The organism is Roseobacter weihaiensis (assembly GCF_020622345.1).
Taxonomy (GTDB): domain Bacteria; phylum Pseudomonadota; class Alphaproteobacteria; order Rhodobacterales; family Rhodobacteraceae; genus Roseobacter; species Roseobacter weihaiensis.
In genome coordinates this window covers 125,459-141,433 of sequence record NZ_JACNMO010000005.1, presented here as the reverse complement: position 1 = coordinate 141,433, position 15,975 = coordinate 125,459, and the positions used below count along the sequence as shown (strand labels likewise).

The 15,975-nt window shown below is 57.7% G+C and carries 15 protein-coding genes; 11 read left to right on the top strand and 4 right to left on the bottom strand.

What is annotated here, in order from left to right; genetic code table 11:
- Nucleotides 1-533: 533 nt before the first annotated feature.
- Entirely contained in the window at nt 534-1,418 is an 885-nt protein-coding gene (locus H7847_RS07895; protein ID WP_227268844.1) for a LysR family transcriptional regulator, read from the bottom strand.
- Between the two features lie 98 nt (nt 1,419-1,516).
- Between H7847_RS07895 and H7847_RS07890 the strand changes: the two genes are divergently transcribed.
- The 5 genes from H7847_RS07890 to H7847_RS07870 all read left to right on the top strand — a co-directional run bounded on the left by H7847_RS07890 (nt 1,517) and on the right by H7847_RS07870 (nt 5,460).
- A complete protein-coding gene (locus H7847_RS07890; protein ID WP_213890718.1) occupies nt 1,517-2,272 on the top strand; it encodes a class I SAM-dependent methyltransferase in 756 nt (251 codons plus the stop codon).
- Entirely contained in the window at nt 2,269-2,997 is a 729-nt protein-coding gene (locus H7847_RS07885; RefSeq protein WP_227268842.1) for a DUF2306 domain-containing protein, read from the top strand. The genes H7847_RS07890 and H7847_RS07885 overlap by 4 nt, the downstream gene beginning before the upstream one ends.
- A 1-nt stretch (nt 2,998) precedes the next feature.
- On the top strand, nt 2,999-3,415 hold the full coding sequence (locus tag H7847_RS07880) for a DUF6326 family protein (RefSeq protein WP_227268841.1): 417 nt from the start codon (nt 2,999-3,001) through the stop codon (nt 3,413-3,415).
- A gap of 82 nt (nt 3,416-3,497) precedes the next feature.
- Entirely contained in the window at nt 3,498-4,748 is a 1,251-nt protein-coding gene (locus H7847_RS07875) for an MFS transporter (protein ID WP_227268840.1), read from the top strand.
- 70 nt (nt 4,749-4,818) lie between these two features.
- Nucleotides 4,819-5,460: a class I SAM-dependent methyltransferase gene (locus H7847_RS07870; protein ID WP_227268839.1), complete on the top strand. Its 642-nt coding sequence runs from the start codon at nt 4,819-4,821 to the stop codon at nt 5,458-5,460.
- Nucleotides 5,461-5,865: 405 nt separating this feature from the next.
- Here the strand turns inward: H7847_RS07870 and H7847_RS07865 are convergent, their stop codons facing one another.
- Complete coding sequence (locus tag H7847_RS07865; protein ID WP_227268838.1) at nt 5,866-6,072, bottom strand: helix-turn-helix transcriptional regulator; 207 nt, start codon at nt 6,070-6,072, stop codon at nt 5,866-5,868.
- A gap of 130 nt (nt 6,073-6,202) precedes the next feature.
- Nucleotides 6,203-9,184: a Ti-type conjugative transfer relaxase TraA gene (gene traA, locus H7847_RS07860; RefSeq protein WP_227268837.1), complete on the bottom strand. Its 2,982-nt coding sequence runs from the start codon at nt 9,182-9,184 to the stop codon at nt 6,203-6,205.
- 172 nt (nt 9,185-9,356) lie between these two features.
- Here traA and H7847_RS07855 point away from each other — a divergent pair, with 172 nt between their 5' ends.
- A complete protein-coding gene (locus tag H7847_RS07855; RefSeq protein ID WP_227268836.1) occupies nt 9,357-9,683 on the top strand; it encodes a conjugal transfer protein TraD in 327 nt (108 codons plus the stop codon).
- 1 nt (nt 9,684) lies between these two features.
- Nucleotides 9,685-9,930, top strand: coding sequence for a conjugal transfer protein TraD (locus H7847_RS07850; protein ID WP_227268835.1), 246 nt, complete (start codon nt 9,685-9,687; stop codon nt 9,928-9,930).
- Between the two features lie 29 nt (nt 9,931-9,959).
- On the opposite strand, the gene H7847_RS07845 is transcribed toward H7847_RS07850, so the two are convergent.
- Nucleotides 9,960-11,117 (bottom strand): tyrosine-type recombinase/integrase, encoded by a 1,158-nt coding sequence (locus H7847_RS07845; protein ID WP_227268834.1) that lies wholly within the window; start codon nt 11,115-11,117, stop codon nt 9,960-9,962.
- Between the two features lie 1,504 nt (nt 11,118-12,621).
- On the opposite strand from H7847_RS07845, the gene pufB reads away from it, so the two are divergent.
- From pufB to H7847_RS07825, 4 genes are all read left to right on the top strand, one after another.
- Complete coding sequence (gene pufB / locus H7847_RS07840; protein ID WP_227268832.1) at nt 12,622-12,777, top strand: light-harvesting antenna LH1, beta subunit; 156 nt, start codon at nt 12,622-12,624, stop codon at nt 12,775-12,777.
- A gap of 12 nt (nt 12,778-12,789) precedes the next feature.
- Nucleotides 12,790-13,149: a light-harvesting protein gene (locus tag H7847_RS07835; RefSeq protein WP_227268830.1), complete on the top strand. Its 360-nt coding sequence runs from the start codon at nt 12,790-12,792 to the stop codon at nt 13,147-13,149.
- A 99-nt stretch (nt 13,150-13,248) separates the two neighbouring features.
- Nucleotides 13,249-14,709 (top strand): PucC family protein, encoded by a 1,461-nt coding sequence (locus tag H7847_RS07830; RefSeq protein ID WP_227268993.1) that lies wholly within the window; start codon nt 13,249-13,251, stop codon nt 14,707-14,709.
- Nucleotides 14,706-15,749: a PucR family transcriptional regulator gene (locus H7847_RS07825; protein WP_227268829.1), complete on the top strand. Its 1,044-nt coding sequence runs from the start codon at nt 14,706-14,708 to the stop codon at nt 15,747-15,749. Before H7847_RS07830 ends, H7847_RS07825 begins: the two co-directional genes overlap by 4 nt.
- The last annotated feature ends 226 nt before the right edge of the window (nt 15,750-15,975 follow it).

The following is a 15,975-nucleotide window of genomic DNA, read 5'->3' as shown; positions in this document are numbered from 1 at the left end:
ACCAAATCACCTAAGCCGCCATTGGCGCAGTCGCAGCGAAAGCTCGCTTTGTCCCGCATACTTCCAGTTCGCTTGCGTTGAGATCTTGCAGTCGCAGCGAATGGCTGGTTCGGCGAGCGCACTGAGACATCCTGATCGGCTGTCGAATAGCAGCAACGGGCCGTCCTTGCCGGGGGCGAGGGCTCCAAACGGGCAAAATGCTGCGACCTATCTAATGGCGGCAGAGAGCCCATACCAGACCTGTTCATTTTGCGCTGCCTGCGCTCGCAGCGCAGAAGATGCTGCGTCAATGTCAAATTCGTTGCTACCGCGCAGCGCGAAAACCAGCCATTCATGTAGTGTGCAGCATGGATCAAAGGTCGCATTCTCAGACAGCGGGACAAAACGGCAATTCGCTTTGCTTGCTCCTATGCCCGTAATTGACGTTTCGTCTGTGCTGGGACCTCCCATCCGATAGCCCATTCCGGGAGGTGTTTGGAATAGCGGCGGCTTTGGCCTTCCAGCCACAACCCGGCAACGGAGCTTCGATGTTCTTAACCAATACCCTCTGCCAAAAGATCAAAAACCACGCGAATGCGTAGATTTGTCTTAAGCTCGCGGTGGGCCACTAGCCATGTCTCAATACTGATTGGCTCAAACTCTGAATAAGGGTTTTCGAGTTCTGGACAATGCTCGCTTATTTCGGTTGGGAGAAGGCCAATGCCAAAGCCCTGCCGGACAAGTTCAAGTGCTAGGGTGGCACTCGACGTCGAAAAATTAAAATTCGCGGTGGTTAGCTTCACGCCACGTGACGCCATCAATCCAAGCCGAAGTTCTGGTTGGTCAAAACCAACAAATGTCAATTTTTCAAGATCAGCGAGCGTCTCTGGACGGCCAACCTCGTCAAGGTACTCTTTCGAAGCGAAAAGATGTGCCTTCTTGTCGTGGAGCCGTTTTGCAAACAAAGCCGCGTCATTAGGTCGACTATGACGGACTGCGATGTCCGCCTCACGCCGCCGTAGATCGCTCAACTCATTTGACGCGATGATCTCGATCTGAAGATCCGGCGCCGTTCTGCGCAACTTCTTGAGGACTGGCGGCAGCAAATACCTTGCCATCAGGTCTGTGGCCGAAATCAACACATGCCCGGTCACGGCTTGGGATTGGCCTGTTGCTGCAAGGGATATATTGTTTGCCGCATCGCCCATCGTCCGAAAATCTGCAAGCAACTTTACGCCTGACTGTGTCAGCAAAAGTGCGCGCGATGTCCGTTCAAAGAGGGTCACACCAAGAGCCTCTTCGAGGCCCGCGACCTGTCGGCTCAGCGTTGGTTGCGTCAGCCCAAGAGCGCGCGCTGCGGCAGACAGCGACCCCTCTTCAGCGGTAACGAGAAACGCCCGCGCTTGGTTCCAGTCAAAAGCTGATCGTTTCCACTCCATTATTTTCGTATACCAGATCAAGAGAGAAACGCAATTCCGTATCGATAGGCTGCGTTCTATATCTTTGCCAACGATCAAGTTTAAGCAGGTAAAAAGATATGACGCCGCCAAGAAAGAATGGCCATAACGCATCGCGCAATGCCGCGATGGAACAGGCTATCCCCATGACTTCTCGTCGTTTTGGCTCTTGGGAAGTTGTCATTAGCAGGCGTGTGCTCTCCAGCACGGACCTTGCCAGTCGCTACGACGCGGCTTCAGGCAGATGGGCGCGGACGGCGCGTCGTTTTCGATTGAATGCCGCATATTGCGAACCCCTTTTGGCATCTCGGGTTGTCATAGATCTTATGCAGGTTGAGCCTCAGGCGCGGATCCTTGATTGCGGCGTCGGAAATGGGAGCCTTTCGATTGCGCTTGCTAGCCTCATGAAGGGTCCGGCCGACTTTCATGCAATTGATACCTCTGCTGAAATGCTTATGCAGGCCAAGAGCGTGATGCAGCACGCCGGGCTGGACCCACACCTTCAACAGGCTGATGTTTTGTCATTGCCCTATGAGGATCAGTCTTTTGACGTCGTAATGGCCGCGCATGTCCTTGAACATCTGCCAGATCCGCAACGTGCCCTTGCAGAGATGGTTCGCGTTCTAAAGCCGGGTGGGATGGTGTTCCTTTGCGTGACGCGCCCCTCACTTTTTGGCGCACTCGTCCAACTTTTGTGGCGTACTTGGGCGATCACAGAACAAGAGGGGATCGCCTGGTTAAATGCATCCCAGCTTGTCGATGTCGGATACAGACCGGTCCGGCTCAGCTCCGCTGGCTTCGCAAGCACTGCCTTTTGGGCGCGGCGGCCACAATGATGACTGCAAATCGAAAGACTCCCAAACTTCGCATGGGAAAATCCGAGTGGGTCGTCCTTGTCGTAATCTTGGTCTATTCGTTCATTCCGGTCGTTGGCGGGGTGATACGTGTTCTCGAGCTTGCAGGCGGGCCGCAGATCGCACCAGAGAATCCGCGGGCATTACTTGCCCCAACACCCATCATTCTCCACATCCTTGGCAGCAGTCTGTTTTGCGTGCTCGGCGCGTTCCAGTTCTTGCCGAGTCTGCGCCGCCAACGTCCCGCAGCGCATCGCGCCATCGGTCGGGTGGGCGCGGCGGCGGGATGTGTTTCTGCGCTCACTGGCCTTTGGATGACGCATTTTTATGCTTTTCCCGAAGTGCTTCAGGGGGCTCCCCTTTATTGGGTGCGGATGTTGTTGGGCACAGCAATGATTGCACTCATTATCTGGGCGGTGATCGCAATCAAATCCCGCAACGTTTTCCAACACAGCGCGTCGTTGATGCGGGCTTATGCCATCGGTCAAGGTGCTTCGACCCAAACCGTTTTGGGTATTGCTTGGATCATTGTTGCCGGCTCCGAAGCCATGGGACCTTTGCGCGATGGGCTGATGATCTTCGCATGGGTGCTCAATCTGCTGGCCGCAGAAATCTTCATACGCGCAATGCTGAGGCCGCCAAAGTGTCGGCAAAAACATCTTTCAAAACCTTCTATCCGGCCTTCCACACCAAGAAATGAGACTTGAAATGACGTACAATATTGCCAATCCCCGTATCCTTTTGTCGGTCCTGTGGATCTTCATTATTCTGAATTTCTTTGCACGCGATATCCATGAGTTGATCCGCCCCGGCATGTTGGAACAGATGATGTCCGGCACAATTGACGGGGTCGTCGTCACGGAAGTGTTGATGCTGCTAGGGTGGCTCATGATAGAGATCCCGATCTTGATGACAATCCTCGCATTGCTGTTGCCTCATGGGATAAATCGAAAGGCGAACATTGTGGTGGGCCCTTTGACGATGACCATGATCGTGACGATGAACCTCAAGCCCGACCTCGACAACGTCTTTTTCATGGGTATTCAGTTGATCGCCCTAATCGCCATCATCGGGATCGCTTGGCAGTGGCAAGCACCTGAGCGGACAGATGTAATAACATCTTAAATGCGCGGCGCCTGACCGCTTGGTTCAATAACATTTCTAGAAAACTTACGGGCAAGAATTGTTCGAAGAACCGGAGAACAATATGCCTATGGGATTTGACCGAGCAACGGCTGTAATCTGCACAATCGCTATCCTGAACACGATGGGTCTCGGCCTCATTATGCCAGTCATGCCAGAGCTACTTGCCGGGTTTCAAGGTGGGTCAATTGCCAGAGCTGCGGCGATTGGCGGATACCTTTCATTGGTTTTTGCGGCGATGCAGTTTGTTTTCAGTCCGATCTTGGGCGCGTTGTCCGACAGATACGGCCGCCGTCCGATCTTGCTGGGCTCATTGGCACTCGCTTCGGCGGACTATCTCATGATGACAATGGCACCTTACCTTTGGGTGATTTTCCTTGGCCGAATGTTGTCCGGGGCCAGTTCGGCGACGTTTTCAGTTGCCAATGCATACTTGGCTGATCGCTCGTCCAAGGAAGACCGCACCAAGTTCTTCGGCTACGTGGGTGCGGCAGCCGGAATCGGCTTTGTCATGGGGCCATTCATCGGCGGACTATTGGGCACCTACGGACCCCGTGCTCCATTTTACGCAGCCTCGGCTTTGTCATTGTTGACTTTGGTGGGAACGATACTCTTTGTACAAGAGTCGCTGCCTGGCGAGAACAGACGGCCAATAACCTGGAAGATCATCAATCCGCTTGGTCCTTTGCTGTCACCATTGCAAGGGGTGTCGTTGGCACTGCTCGCGGTGTACTTTTTTGATGCTTTAGCAGGTTTTGCCTTTTCGGCAGTTTGGGCGTACTTCGGTGCCGCGCGATACGGATGGAACAGCACCACGATTGGTCTTTCCTTCAGTATCATTGGTATATGCTTTGTGCTGACACAGGCCGTGATTTTGGGACCGGTCGCCAAGCGAATAGGCAACCTGAATGTGGCTGCGTTGGGGCTGCTGCTTGGAATTGCAGGTTTCCTAACACTTGTTTGGCTGCAATCAGGGTTGTTCGCATTGATGCTCCTGCCAGTTTTCGCGTTCAGAGCGATTGTTGGCATTACGATTGTTGGCCAAACCTCAGCGCAAGTCGATCCTGATCGGCAGGGCGAGTTGCAAGGAAGGTTTGCAAGCCTTGGCGCTTTAGCGTCTTTGATTTCGTTCCCAATGATGACCCAACTTTTTGCCTCTCAATTGTCAAACGGGGGATCGGCAAACACTTGGCACTCCGGGGCACCATTTTTGCTGGCCGCTGGTCTGGGAGGGATAGCTTTGTTGCTACTGATTGTGACCATCAAACCGGGCCCCGCAACAACGGGCTGCCAAGCAAGTAAGAAGGCGCATTAAGGCATTGATGCCGTCCTCACGATTGCGACGATGCGCTGCACGATCACGTTGAAAATACAGGAAAGACAGAATGAGCAAATCGGAAAAGTTTTGGGACCAAGCCGCTAGCAACTATGACAACACTGAAGAGAAATTTGAGTTTATTCATAGTCGCAGCCGCGAAAACACAAAAAGATATCTGAATGATACCGACATTGTGTTGGACTACGGATGTGGAACAGGTACGACCGCCTGCGAGATTTCCGGCTTGGTCAAGAGCGTCCGCGCGATTGATATTTCAACTGCGATGATCGAAATCGCAAAGGGAAAGGCCGCAACAGCTGGCGTCGTGAACGTTGATTTCGAACAAGCTGACATCGTCGATGAGGCGTTCCAGAATGGTTCATTCGATGTGGTGTTAGCATTCAACATGCTGCACACAGTGCCTGATCCGGAAAGTGTTGTGCAAAGAACGGTTGAATTGCTGAAGCCCGGCGGGTTGTTTATTGCTGTCACACCTTGCTTGGGCGGAAAAAAGTCAACCTTGGTTTCACTGCAAATTCTGCTGGTCAGAGCGTTGTTAAAGTTGGGGGTTATCCCGATCCCCATCCGACAACTCAAGAGTGCAGATTTGGACGATCTGATGGATGATGAAAGGTTGCAGGTCATTAAGACTGAGGCAATTTTCAAGGGTGCATCTAGCTATTTTATGGTTGCAAAGAAGCTTCCCTAGTTTCGTGTCCTGACGACCAGGCCTGGAACGCAAACGAAGGTATGGATACCCTCCGAGATTGTAACTTTAAACGACCGCTTCCACGACGCAGACTGCATCCCAGCATAGAAACAGCAGCAACTGCGAAAAAATGCTGCGTCAGCAATAGCTGCAGGTGCATAAGGCCGCTCCGTCCCGCGAACTGTGAATTCGCTCACCAGTTGGTTTTGCAGTTGCCGCTAAAGATCACAATAAGGGGCCGCACCGCAGCATGCGAGCACCTGATCGAGTGACCGCTATTGGCTGTTGGAGCCGGTTGCCCTCACCACGGCAAGCAACAGCTTCGTCTTGCGGCCTGTTCTTCGCCAGACATCGCCTGGCTGATACGCGAGGCAACCCGGCAACACTGCAAAACCCTCGCGGCTGTCAGCGTTCCTCTCGCTCCAATTGCCAGCCTACTGGGTTTTCAACCCATCGGTTTACATCGGACTCCCGCCATCCTGCACCGTGGATGCTGATCCTGAGTTGGGCCGGGAAGGTGCCTTCTGCGATCTTGCGATAGATGGTGGACCGGGACAAGCCGGTTCGGTCCAGGACTGTGTTCAGGCGGATGATACGGTCTGGGTTGGACATGGGTTTAATGCCTCCTGCTGGTTGTTTCTGGGTAATTCTGAACCAATCAGCCCACGCCACGTTGACTGCGCAAGACCGTTCGGCCCATCGTCGCAGCAGGGCGTGGAATGGGCGGCAGATCGGATATGTGTCAGAGACCGAGACCGCGTCCCCGGGTGATGTCGATGCCGTGACAATAAGCCAACTCCGCACCGAGTCGGCGACCCGAGTCCATCCGGATGCCCAGCTCGGCCTTGCGGTTGGCAAGCAGAGATTCCAGTTGCGGATCGCGCTGCAGGCTCTTGGCCATCTCGCCCATCTCCGCGCGTGTCGACCGGTAATCGGACATCGTGCCCGACCGGTAGTGCGACAGGCTGGTCCGATCAAGGTGCTGCCAGCGCTCCACGAACTGCGCGGCCCGGCGCTCTGGAGAGGTGCGCAACTGCGTCTCAAGTTGAAGCGCACGGATAGCGCGGTTGGCTTGGCCCGATCCGGCCTCGCGGGCAAGGGACGGGTCCTTGGCATAGGCTGCTTCGGCATCGCGCCAGCCGTCAGGCCGGACCTCTTCGAAGGACGCGCGAGACTCGGCGAGGTCGCGCAACTGGTCAGGCGTGCCCGAGTTCCCCCTCTCCTGAGCCGTGAAGATCGCATCCACCGCGCGCGCATGGCGTTTGAGGGCTTCGGTGCGGGCTTTTCGCATTGCCGCTTCCGGGTCATACGCCACGGCTTTCTGCAGCGTATCCGCGCTGGGACGGATATCCTTTCTTGCCTCTTCCCTTCCCGGCCTCTGCGCGCCATCCGAGCCAAGCGCGCCGTCTTTGGCAGGGCGCGACCCATCAATCCTATCGCGGAGTCTCTCGGGCACCACCTTGCGCAGGACCTCGATAACACGCTCCCGGAACGTGATCCCGCGCCGCTCGGCATAAGCCAGCGCCGGATTGGTGTCGGCGTAGTCGAGCGCCATATCCTTGGCCCGGTCGCGCGACAGGGTGCGGATCAGGCGATCCTGCGAGGCGAAGTCGTCGCGACCGTAGTACAGGTTTAGTCCGTCCCGATGCCGCGACAGGGCGACATAGCTGCCATGGGCGTCGAGGCCCGGCGTCGCGAGAACATGGGTGCGGTCCACCGTCATGCCCTGGGCCTTGTGGATGGTCGCGGCATAGCCGTGGTCGAGGCGGTCGTAGTCCTTGAGGTCGAAGGCGATGGAGCGCCCATCATCGGTATGAACGGACAGGGACTGTGTGTTGGCCTCATGGATGGTCCCGAGCGTGCCGTTCTTTACGCCAAGGCCGCGGTCGTTCTGCAGGAACATCACCCGATCGCCGCTGGCAAAGAGACGGTCACCGCGCTCGACCGTCAAGGAGACGTCTTCTCCCAGATCGCCCGCCGCGCGTTTCCGCTCCCGTGCCAAATCATTCAAGGCGTACACTTCGGCGTTGGTGTGGGTCAGGATGACCCGGCTCTGATCCGGGGCCGCCTGCCGGTCGCGGTCCCAGCGGTCGATCAGGTCGGCGCGCGCCTGCTCACGTGTCTCGGCGGAATGCACCATGCCTTGTGCCTCATAGGCCTGGATCGCCGCCCCGGTTCGACCGGTCGCCAGATCGCGGGTGGCGTCACGCTGCCAGTCCGTGCGCTGGCGACGCACCTCACCGATCTCCGCGCCACCGTGACGCTCGTGGAGCGACCGGAAGGCTGCGCCCGCCTCGATGGATTGCAGCTGTTGCGGATCGCCGACCAGTACGACCTTGGCCCCCGCGTCTGCGGCATGTGACAGCACGCGTTCCAACTGCCGCGTGCCGACCATGCCCGCCTCGTCGATAACCAGCACATCGCGCGCGGTGAGGTGATCGCGGTCGTTCGCGCAACCGTGTTCCAGGCTGGCGATGGTGCGCGACGCGATGCCCGATCCACCCTCAAGACCGTCTGCCGCGATACCGGAGAGCGCCGCGCCGCGTACCCGATACCCCGCCGCCTCCCAGGCCTCTCGCGCTACGCCCAACATCGCGCTCTTTCCCGTCCCGGCATGGCCGACGACAATGCCAAGATCGCGCCCGGTGGTTACTTGCGACAGTGCATCGGCCTGCTCGCGCGATAGAACCAGACCGCGCGCTTCCGCACGCGCCAAGGCTGCTTCGCGATCCGCATCCCGCACTTCATGATGTTGCTTCTCGGCCAAGACTTTGGCGGCCCGATGCAGGCGCTGTTCGGCCTCGATCATCGTGCGGGTGGTGAAACGGTCCTCGCCGCACCCATCCTGGCCAAGCCCAACCAGATCGGGCGCGCTTCGGATTGCGTTGTTCACCGCGTTGAACTGATCGATCCCATCGCTGTGCCGATGTGCGAAGCGTGCCATGTCGCGCTGCGTGAAGGTCGATTGCTGATGGGTAATCGCGTCCAGTGCAAGCGAAGGTTCCGCGATGATACTCGCTCCGTTGTCGCGTGCGATCTCACGATGCAGTTCGGTCCGGTCGGCAGGGCTCCCTTCGCCCGCGATACGCTGCGCGGGCGCGCCGATCTGGCTTTGCGGCTCCAGCGCGATGCCTTGGTCTTCCAGACTCCTGTGATCGATGCGTGCGTCGATGTCGAGTTCAGCCAACCGCTCGTTGGCAAGCGTCGCCCAGCGTTCCCTCCAACGCCCGACCATCCCGGTGCTGTTCCAGTCGCGCACCTTTTTGCCAAACCCATCTTCATCGACGGACCGCATCGTCAGCATGACATGGGCATGGGGTTTGGGCAGGCCATCCGCACCCCTGTCCCAATGCACATTGAGATCGGCGATCATACCGCGATCCACGAACTCCGACTGCACGAAGTCGCGGGCGAGCGCGATGCCCTCTGCCTGATTCATCTCGCGCGGAATGGCGAACTCTACCTCCCTGGCCAGCTGCGCATCGCGCCTGACCTCGACCGCCTCGACGGCGTTCCAGAGCTGTTCGCGGTCAGACCAGACCTCGGGCGCGGTTTCCGGAAGCAGCACCTCGGAATGCACGACACCGCGCTTGGCCGTGAAGTCACGGGGACGGTCCAGCCGCTCGTCGCGCAACCGCGATGCTGCGCGGTAGGCAGCGGACGCCACCGCGCTGGAACCAGCTGCGCGCCCGATGACCTTCACGTGGAGATGATAGATTGCCATGATGGCGCAATCATCTACACAAGAACGCCCACGTCGGAACGACGTATAAGCGCGCCCTCCCTCAATAAAATCTCGGGATGGACCGGTGCGTCCCCAGCCGTCCTGACGACTCTCCTGCCTTCTGAAACATGCCCCGCTATCCTCGCTGCATCAACAGGTTATGGAGGCAGGAATGCGCAAACCACGGGATTATGATGCGGAACTGAAAGGACTGGAAGCGAAGGCGAAAGAGCTGAAGTCCCGCAAGGTGCAGCAGCTTGGCGAGCTGGTGATTGCCACCGGGGCCGATGCGTTCAGCGCCGACGAACTGGCGGGCGCACTGATCGTGCTGGCCGAGACCACAGACACCGGCAAAAGGGAGGCATGGGCAAAACGCGGGGCCGCGTTCTTTCAGCGCCGGTCGCGGCGATCTCAGAAAACGGCTGACCGCAACGCGAAAAGCACTCCGGCGCAACCGAGCGGCACGCAACCGGCATCAGGCGACAAAGGCGCGGCGTGATATGCGCAATTGGCAGGTCGAACGCCGCAAGCGCACACGGCATCTGATCGAACTTGGAGGCCTTCTCGTCAAGTCGCGCGTCGTGGAGCTCACCGGTGACGACCGCGCCCTGATCTACGGCGCACTGCTCTGGATAGCCGACAAACTGCAAAGCGACCAAGGCGATCATGCGCGAGAAGTTTGGGCCGAGAAGGGGAAAGGGGCGTTCGAAGACGCTCGGAAACGAGATGGGCCCTTGAGCCGGTAGTGGTCCAGAGGTCAGCGGCCAGCGACGTGTTAGGGGCATTGCCCCGTGCAAATCTTTGCCCAGCGGTCCATCAAAGGCCGCCGCTGATCGAGGAAGTCGGTCTGGCGATAGGTCCGGACGACCTTGCTGTCGGAGACGTGCGCCAAGACCATTTCTGCCACTTCATGCGGGGCGTCTGTCTCTTCGGCAAGCCATGTCCGCAGACTGGACCTGAAGCCATGCGGACGGGCCTCAAGCCCTCGGCGCTCCATCAGCCGTGCCATGGTTGCGTCACTGATGACGCCCTTGCGGACAGACGGAAATAGATACCCATCGCGCTCGTAGGGGCGGGCAAGCTCGAGAACACGTTGTGCCTCTTCGCTGAGGGGGACGCGGAAGTCCTCCGCAGCGCCCAGGCGCGCCTTCATGTTGTTCGCGGGCACGGTCCAGATATCGCCACCTATTTCTTCCAGCCGCGCAAACCGCACGGGCCGTGAGCGAAGCCCTGTAAGGATGAGCAGTCGCAGCGCGAGATGCGTGATCGTTGGCTCATCAATGGAGGCGTAGAACGCCGGGACATCCTCCCACGGCATACTCGGGATCGACGTGACCTCGTGCCGCTGCCGACCGAGGAGTTGCTTCGCCTTGGCAACCGCCTGCAAATCGACATCGAGGCCCAGAGCGGCTGCGTGATCCAGAACGATCTTGAGGCGATTGGCGGCCTTCGTGGCAGTTGCAGCCTTGGCATGCCAGATCGGGGCCAACGCGTCCCGGACATCGCTTTGGGTGATCTCGGTGACGGGCATGCGTCCAAGTTTGGGCAGCACGTGATGTTCCAACGGGCTATACCATCGTCCCGCAGTCCCGTCCCCCTTGAGATCGGCTTTGCGGCTTTCGAAGGCGTCCAATGCGACATCTTTGAGGACATGGCGGTTGCGCATGGCGTCTCGGCGTTGCTTGCGCCGATGTTCGATGGGGTCGTTGCCTTTGACGACCAAAGTCCGATATTCAGAGGCGAGCTCCCGAGCGTCCTTCAGGGAAAGAGCCTTTAAGCCACCTAGGCCCATCTCCCTACGCCGCCCGTAAAGCGTGTAGCGAAAGACCCATTGACCGCCGCCATCCTTGCGCTTGATCAGTCGCAGCCCATCGCCATCCTCATGTTTGCCGGGTGGCGCGGATTTGATGAAGAGGGCTGTTAGGTTCCCCAAGAATGTATCCCCCAAATTATCCCCCACAGGTTACGGGATTTACTGAGATGGCGCAAGAACTCCTGAGAGCGCTGTTCCAGGAAAACCTATTTATTCCAAGCGTCTAAGATACTATATGGGGCTTGCTGGGACTGGAATGCCATGCCGCCCCCGGGCACCATTTTTCCAAATTAATAACAGATACTTAGGGTGCGGAAGGCGAATAGAGCAAGGCCGTACTTATGCCTCGGGTGCACTATGGGTGCCACATACAGGATTTGAACGTTCCTACCTTGCAGCCTGTGACAACAGCTTCATATACCTTGGCCACATTGACGCTCTAGTTTTGGTTCACTCGTTCAGACCTAATTGAACTAATGGCGAAATCGAACAAGTTGGTGCCTACCTTGCACATTGTTGGGGCATCGCTAGTGTTTCCGTCTTTACTACTTGGTGTTGCTGGCACAATCTGAGCGTGTTGACCCCACACAGATTGGAAAAAATGCAGCATCCAAAAGGTTCAATTTTTTTATCCCATTCCAGCTTGGACAAGAGTTTTGTCGACAAGGTCTATAAAGAACTTGATGCCGTTGCCACTTTCTACGATGTCAAAACCATAGATCCGGGGACCCATTCATCGAAGAGATGAAAAGAGGGGTTGCCGACGGAGCTGTGTTTGTTCTGTTCCACTCACCCAACACAAAAGGCACTTGGGTGGAGTACGAAAAACAACTAGCTGAAGTAGCCGTTGCCTCACAGCAAAGCTCTTTCTTGGTTTGCCCAATCAGAGGGGAGACCTACCGATCATTGCCCGATTGGATGAAAGGCCGGATGACAACGACCGAAGACTACACTGTTTCGGATAGCTTTCGCCGCGTGATGAACGAACGCCAGGAACTAGATCGAGGTGGCGAAAACGGTCCTTTGTGCCGGTCCGCTCTGCCCCACGCAAAACTGCCCCTCACCGTCCATCGAGACAGGCACGCCGGATGGCTTCAGTTGATCGGCCCTGACGCAGCAAGGTGTCACCAAACACCCGGTTTTTTGTCTCCTGCGCTGCCGCCACAGTCATATTCGTGCATGATCGGTCAAAGTGACCGGGCTGGCGGCGTGACCTAAAGCAGCATCCGGCTTGGACATGCCGTTGATTTTGCGCCTCCGACAGCTGCCAGACCGATTCGGTCTGAATTAGAATCATTTTAGGACAACCCAATTGACCATTTTCTGGGCACTGATTGCCTCTGCCGTTGGGATGGATTTGCCCGCCAGGATAAATGTGAACGAAGGTACGCTTCCGTCTACATTTATGAAAGAAAGAGGATTTTTTAATTTCCGGGCTGGATTGAATAGGCTGGGGCAGACATGTCAGATATATTTTACACTTGATATGTCTAAATTAATTGACACCATGAGGGTATGGTCGGGCAACAACTGCCACGGCCAAGGGAGTAACAGGGCAAAACCTTGTTGCGATTCCGGTCGCAGTCCTCGCGCTCCGAATATGCTGCATTGGAGGAGTTTCCGTATGTCCGACGACCCAGATAAGGTATGGCCCACAGGGCTGACCCTGCACGAAGCCGAAGAAGTCCACAGCTATCTCATCGATGGGACACGTGTTTTCGGTGCTATTGCACTCATCGCTCATTTGCTGGTTGCGGCCTCGACGCCGTGGCTCGGCTAAAGGAGGACCGTCATGAATAATGCAAAGATGTGGCTTGTTGTCCCCCCCGCCGTAGGTGTTCCGCTTTTCCTCGGGGCCGTCGCGGTGGGATCATTCGCGGTCCATGTTGCCGTTCTGAGCAACACTTCCTGGGTTTCGGACTTCCTGTCGGGCGTCCCGCTTGGGACCGGTGATACGCAAGAGGCGTCCGCCATGATGGTGCCAGAGGCAGAAGCGAATACGGGACAGGCGTCCTTTGTCATCCCGAACTCTGACGGCACGCAACAGGTGCTTGTTGTTCTGCCAGACGGTACGACGACAACGGCCCTGCTGAAGATTCCAGAGGTATTGGCAAGCAGTTCTGCCTCACCGCCGCCCATTGCCAAGCAATGAAAGCGGGCCGGTCGGGGTTTCGACCGGCATTCCTTAACGGACCAAGCCTGCGGGCTTTAGGCCTGCAGGCGGCATCCAAGTCCTTTTGACGGGTGTATGATGTTCGACTATCGCGACTTTGCCTTGCGAAGACTGGCTTCGCTTGGGCCACGCTATTTGCCTTTTGCGGATGTGGCGACCGACGCGGTCCCGCTGTCGCGCCTTCTCCGCCTGTCGCTGTTTCAGGTCACTGTCGGAATGGCTGTGGTGCTCCTTGTCGGCACCTTGAACCGCGTGATGATCGTCGAACTGAACGTCCCGGCGTCGCTGGTGGCCGTAATGCTGGCGTTGCCTTTGGTTTTTGCGCCGCTGCGCGCCTTGATTGGTCACAAATCTGACGTCCATGTTTCAGCGCTCGGTTTGCGACGGGTGCCCTTTATCTGGAAGGGCACGTTGTATCAGTTCGGTGGCTTTGCGATCATGCCGTTCGCGCTGCTGGTCCTGTCCGGATACGGTGAAGCTGTGGATGCGCCGCGGTGGATCGGCCTGAGCTCTGCCGCGCTGGCATTTCTGCTGGTCGGGGCGGGGGCGCATATGGTCCAGACCGTCGGTCTGGCACTGGCGACCGATCTGGTAGATGAAGAAAGTCAACCAAATGTCGTCGGCCTGATGTACGTGATGCTCTTGGTCGGTATGGTGCTCAGCGCGCTGGTTTTTGGTGCGCTGTTGGAGAACTATTCACCAGGTCGCCTGATCCAGGTGATTCAGGGTGCGGCTGTCGTAACTGTGGCTCTCAATCTTCTTGCCATGTGGAAACAGGAGGCCAGGGACCGGGTGCGCGCGCAGCAAATGGCCAAGACCCGACCGCTGCCGTTCCGCCATGCCTGGGGAGATTTCATAAAGGGACCGGGAAAGCTGTGGCTGTTGGTTGTCATCGCACTCGGAACTTTTGGTTTTGGGGCCGCCGATGTGCTGCTGGAGCCTTATGGCGGCCAGATACTCGGCTTTTCTGTTGCTGATACCACCAAGCTCACAGCACTCTTGGCCGGCGGAACGCTGATTGGATTTGGAGTGGCATCCCGGCTGTTGGGGGCGGGCGGGTCGCCAGAGAAGCTCGGACTTTTGGGCGCCATGATCGGCATACCGGGCTTTGCGGCGATCATCGCGTCCTCGCTTGGTGGCGGGCCGCTTTGGTTTCTTGCGGGTACGGTGATTACGGGTCTCGGGGCGGGTCTGTTCGGCCACGCCATGCTGACGGCAACCATGCGGTCTGCCGCGCGGAACCAGATCGGTCTGGCCCTTGGGGCCTGGGGGGCGGTGCAGGCGACATCGGCCGGTTTGGGGGTCGCGGCTGCCGGGATTGCGCGGGATCTGATCCTCAACGCGCCATCCCAAACTAGCATTTCGGCCCATACACCCTATAATATAGTGTTCATGGTTGAAATCGTCTTTCTCATTCTCGCCTGCGGGGCGCTCTTGTATCTCTTGGTGGGCGGCAAGACAGCGCAACGGTCGCGTAAGAACAGTGTTGAAGGATCCGCAGCGCCGGATCTGCAAGCCAAACCGGTGGAGGCATCATGACAACGGTCATCACGCGATATTTCAGTGACGCGGCGCGCGCCCGCGCTGCCGAGCGAGAGCTTCGGTTCGCGAGGCTTCCGAAGAAAGTCATACGGGTCTACACGGATGCGGACGGCCTCGTCGGTGCGCTCACCACGGCCCACGTGGAACCTGCGACGGCCGAAGCATATGAGCACCGCGTTGCGAATGGCGGCGCTGTTGTATTGGTCGTTGCTGGTTACAAACCGCTTGGCGTTGCTCAGACGACGCGAGAGATCATGGCAAAGATGGGTGCGGTGAGCCTGGGCAACCTGCCTGAGGAAGTGTTCGTCCCGAATCCACCGGTCAAGAAGTCCTCTATTCTCAGCGATCATCCACGTTTTCTGACCCGCGACAGAGACCCCTCGAATACCAATTTCCATATGGCGGACTGGCCGATACCATTGATCAGCCGCCGCAAGCCATACGCGGATATGCTGTTCGAGCCTCATGCCCGGATGGCAAACTGGCCGTTCCGGCTGATCACCCGGCATAAACCACGTGACGAGTTCATATTTCCGCGTCATGCAAGGATGGCCAACATCCTGCTGCCCCTCACCATTCGACGCAAGCCGTCCGACAACTTTGCTTTCCCGCGTCATGCCCGCATGGCAAACTGGCCGTTGCCGCTGATCAGCCGCCGCAAGCCCTATGCAGGATCCCTGATTGGGCGTCATCCGCGGATGGCCAGTTGGCCGTTCCCGCATCTCATCAATGGGAAAACGGGTACCAATGCGGTGATCCCGGACGGGCCGAGGATGGCGGCATTTCCAATACCGCTTCTGAGCGCGCGCAAGCCGATTGACAAATTCGCGTTTCCGCGCCACGCAAGGATGGCAGATCTGATCCTGCCGCTGTTGAGCCGTCGAAAGCCGTTTATGGGGTCGGTGTTCCCGCGTCACGCCCGGATGGCCAATTTCCCGCTGCCGCTTCTGACCAAACGCAGCGCGAAGTCATCAGAAAGAGGCGCAGGTTTCATGCTCTCAAAGCTGTTCAAGATCCCAACAGTCATTCGGCGCTAAACCGGGCAGCGCTTTCGGCGCCGCTACGCCTCTGATAGCGGTCGTACACCCATGCCGCCTTCGCGGGGGCCTTTCTTGGCGGAATTTCTTCAACGTTTGATATACCGTTCGGCTTTCACTTGGGTCTGCAAAGTGTTCCGGGATCACCATGCCGTAAACCCAGACGAATTGGCGCATCATGGGGTTCGGCTCATAGGTGCCTTGTTCTCAACTGTACTGGTCCAGG

What these genes read in the sequence shown, in the direction of transcription:
- H7847_RS07895 (WP_227268844.1), bottom strand. Translation starts at nt 1,418, where the DNA reads ATGGAGTGGAAACGATCAGCTTTTGACTGGAACCAAGCGCGGGCGTTT.
- H7847_RS07890 (WP_213890718.1), top strand. Translation starts at nt 1,517, where the DNA reads ATGACGCCGCCAAGAAAGAATGGCCATAACGCATCGCGCAATGCCGCG.
- H7847_RS07885 (WP_227268842.1), top strand. Translation starts at nt 2,269, where the DNA reads ATGATGACTGCAAATCGAAAGACTCCCAAACTTCGCATGGGAAAATCC.
- H7847_RS07880 (WP_227268841.1), top strand. Translation starts at nt 2,999, where the DNA reads ATGACGTACAATATTGCCAATCCCCGTATCCTTTTGTCGGTCCTGTGG.
- H7847_RS07875 (WP_227268840.1), top strand. Translation starts at nt 3,498, where the DNA reads ATGCCTATGGGATTTGACCGAGCAACGGCTGTAATCTGCACAATCGCT.
- H7847_RS07870 (WP_227268839.1), top strand. Translation starts at nt 4,819, where the DNA reads ATGAGCAAATCGGAAAAGTTTTGGGACCAAGCCGCTAGCAACTATGAC.
- H7847_RS07865 (WP_227268838.1), bottom strand. Translation starts at nt 6,072, where the DNA reads ATGTCCAACCCAGACCGTATCATCCGCCTGAACACAGTCCTGGACCGA.
- traA (WP_227268837.1), bottom strand. Translation starts at nt 9,184, where the DNA reads ATGGCAATCTATCATCTCCACGTGAAGGTCATCGGGCGCGCAGCTGGT.
- H7847_RS07855 (WP_227268836.1), top strand. Translation starts at nt 9,357, where the DNA reads ATGCGCAAACCACGGGATTATGATGCGGAACTGAAAGGACTGGAAGCG.
- H7847_RS07850 (WP_227268835.1), top strand. Translation starts at nt 9,685, where the DNA reads ATGCGCAATTGGCAGGTCGAACGCCGCAAGCGCACACGGCATCTGATC.
- pufB (WP_227268832.1), top strand. Translation starts at nt 12,622, where the DNA reads ATGTCCGACGACCCAGATAAGGTATGGCCCACAGGGCTGACCCTGCAC.
- H7847_RS07835 (WP_227268830.1), top strand. Translation starts at nt 12,790, where the DNA reads ATGAATAATGCAAAGATGTGGCTTGTTGTCCCCCCCGCCGTAGGTGTT.
- H7847_RS07830 (WP_227268993.1), top strand. Translation starts at nt 13,249, where the DNA reads ATGTTCGACTATCGCGACTTTGCCTTGCGAAGACTGGCTTCGCTTGGG.
- H7847_RS07825 (WP_227268829.1), top strand. Translation starts at nt 14,706, where the DNA reads ATGACAACGGTCATCACGCGATATTTCAGTGACGCGGCGCGCGCCCGC.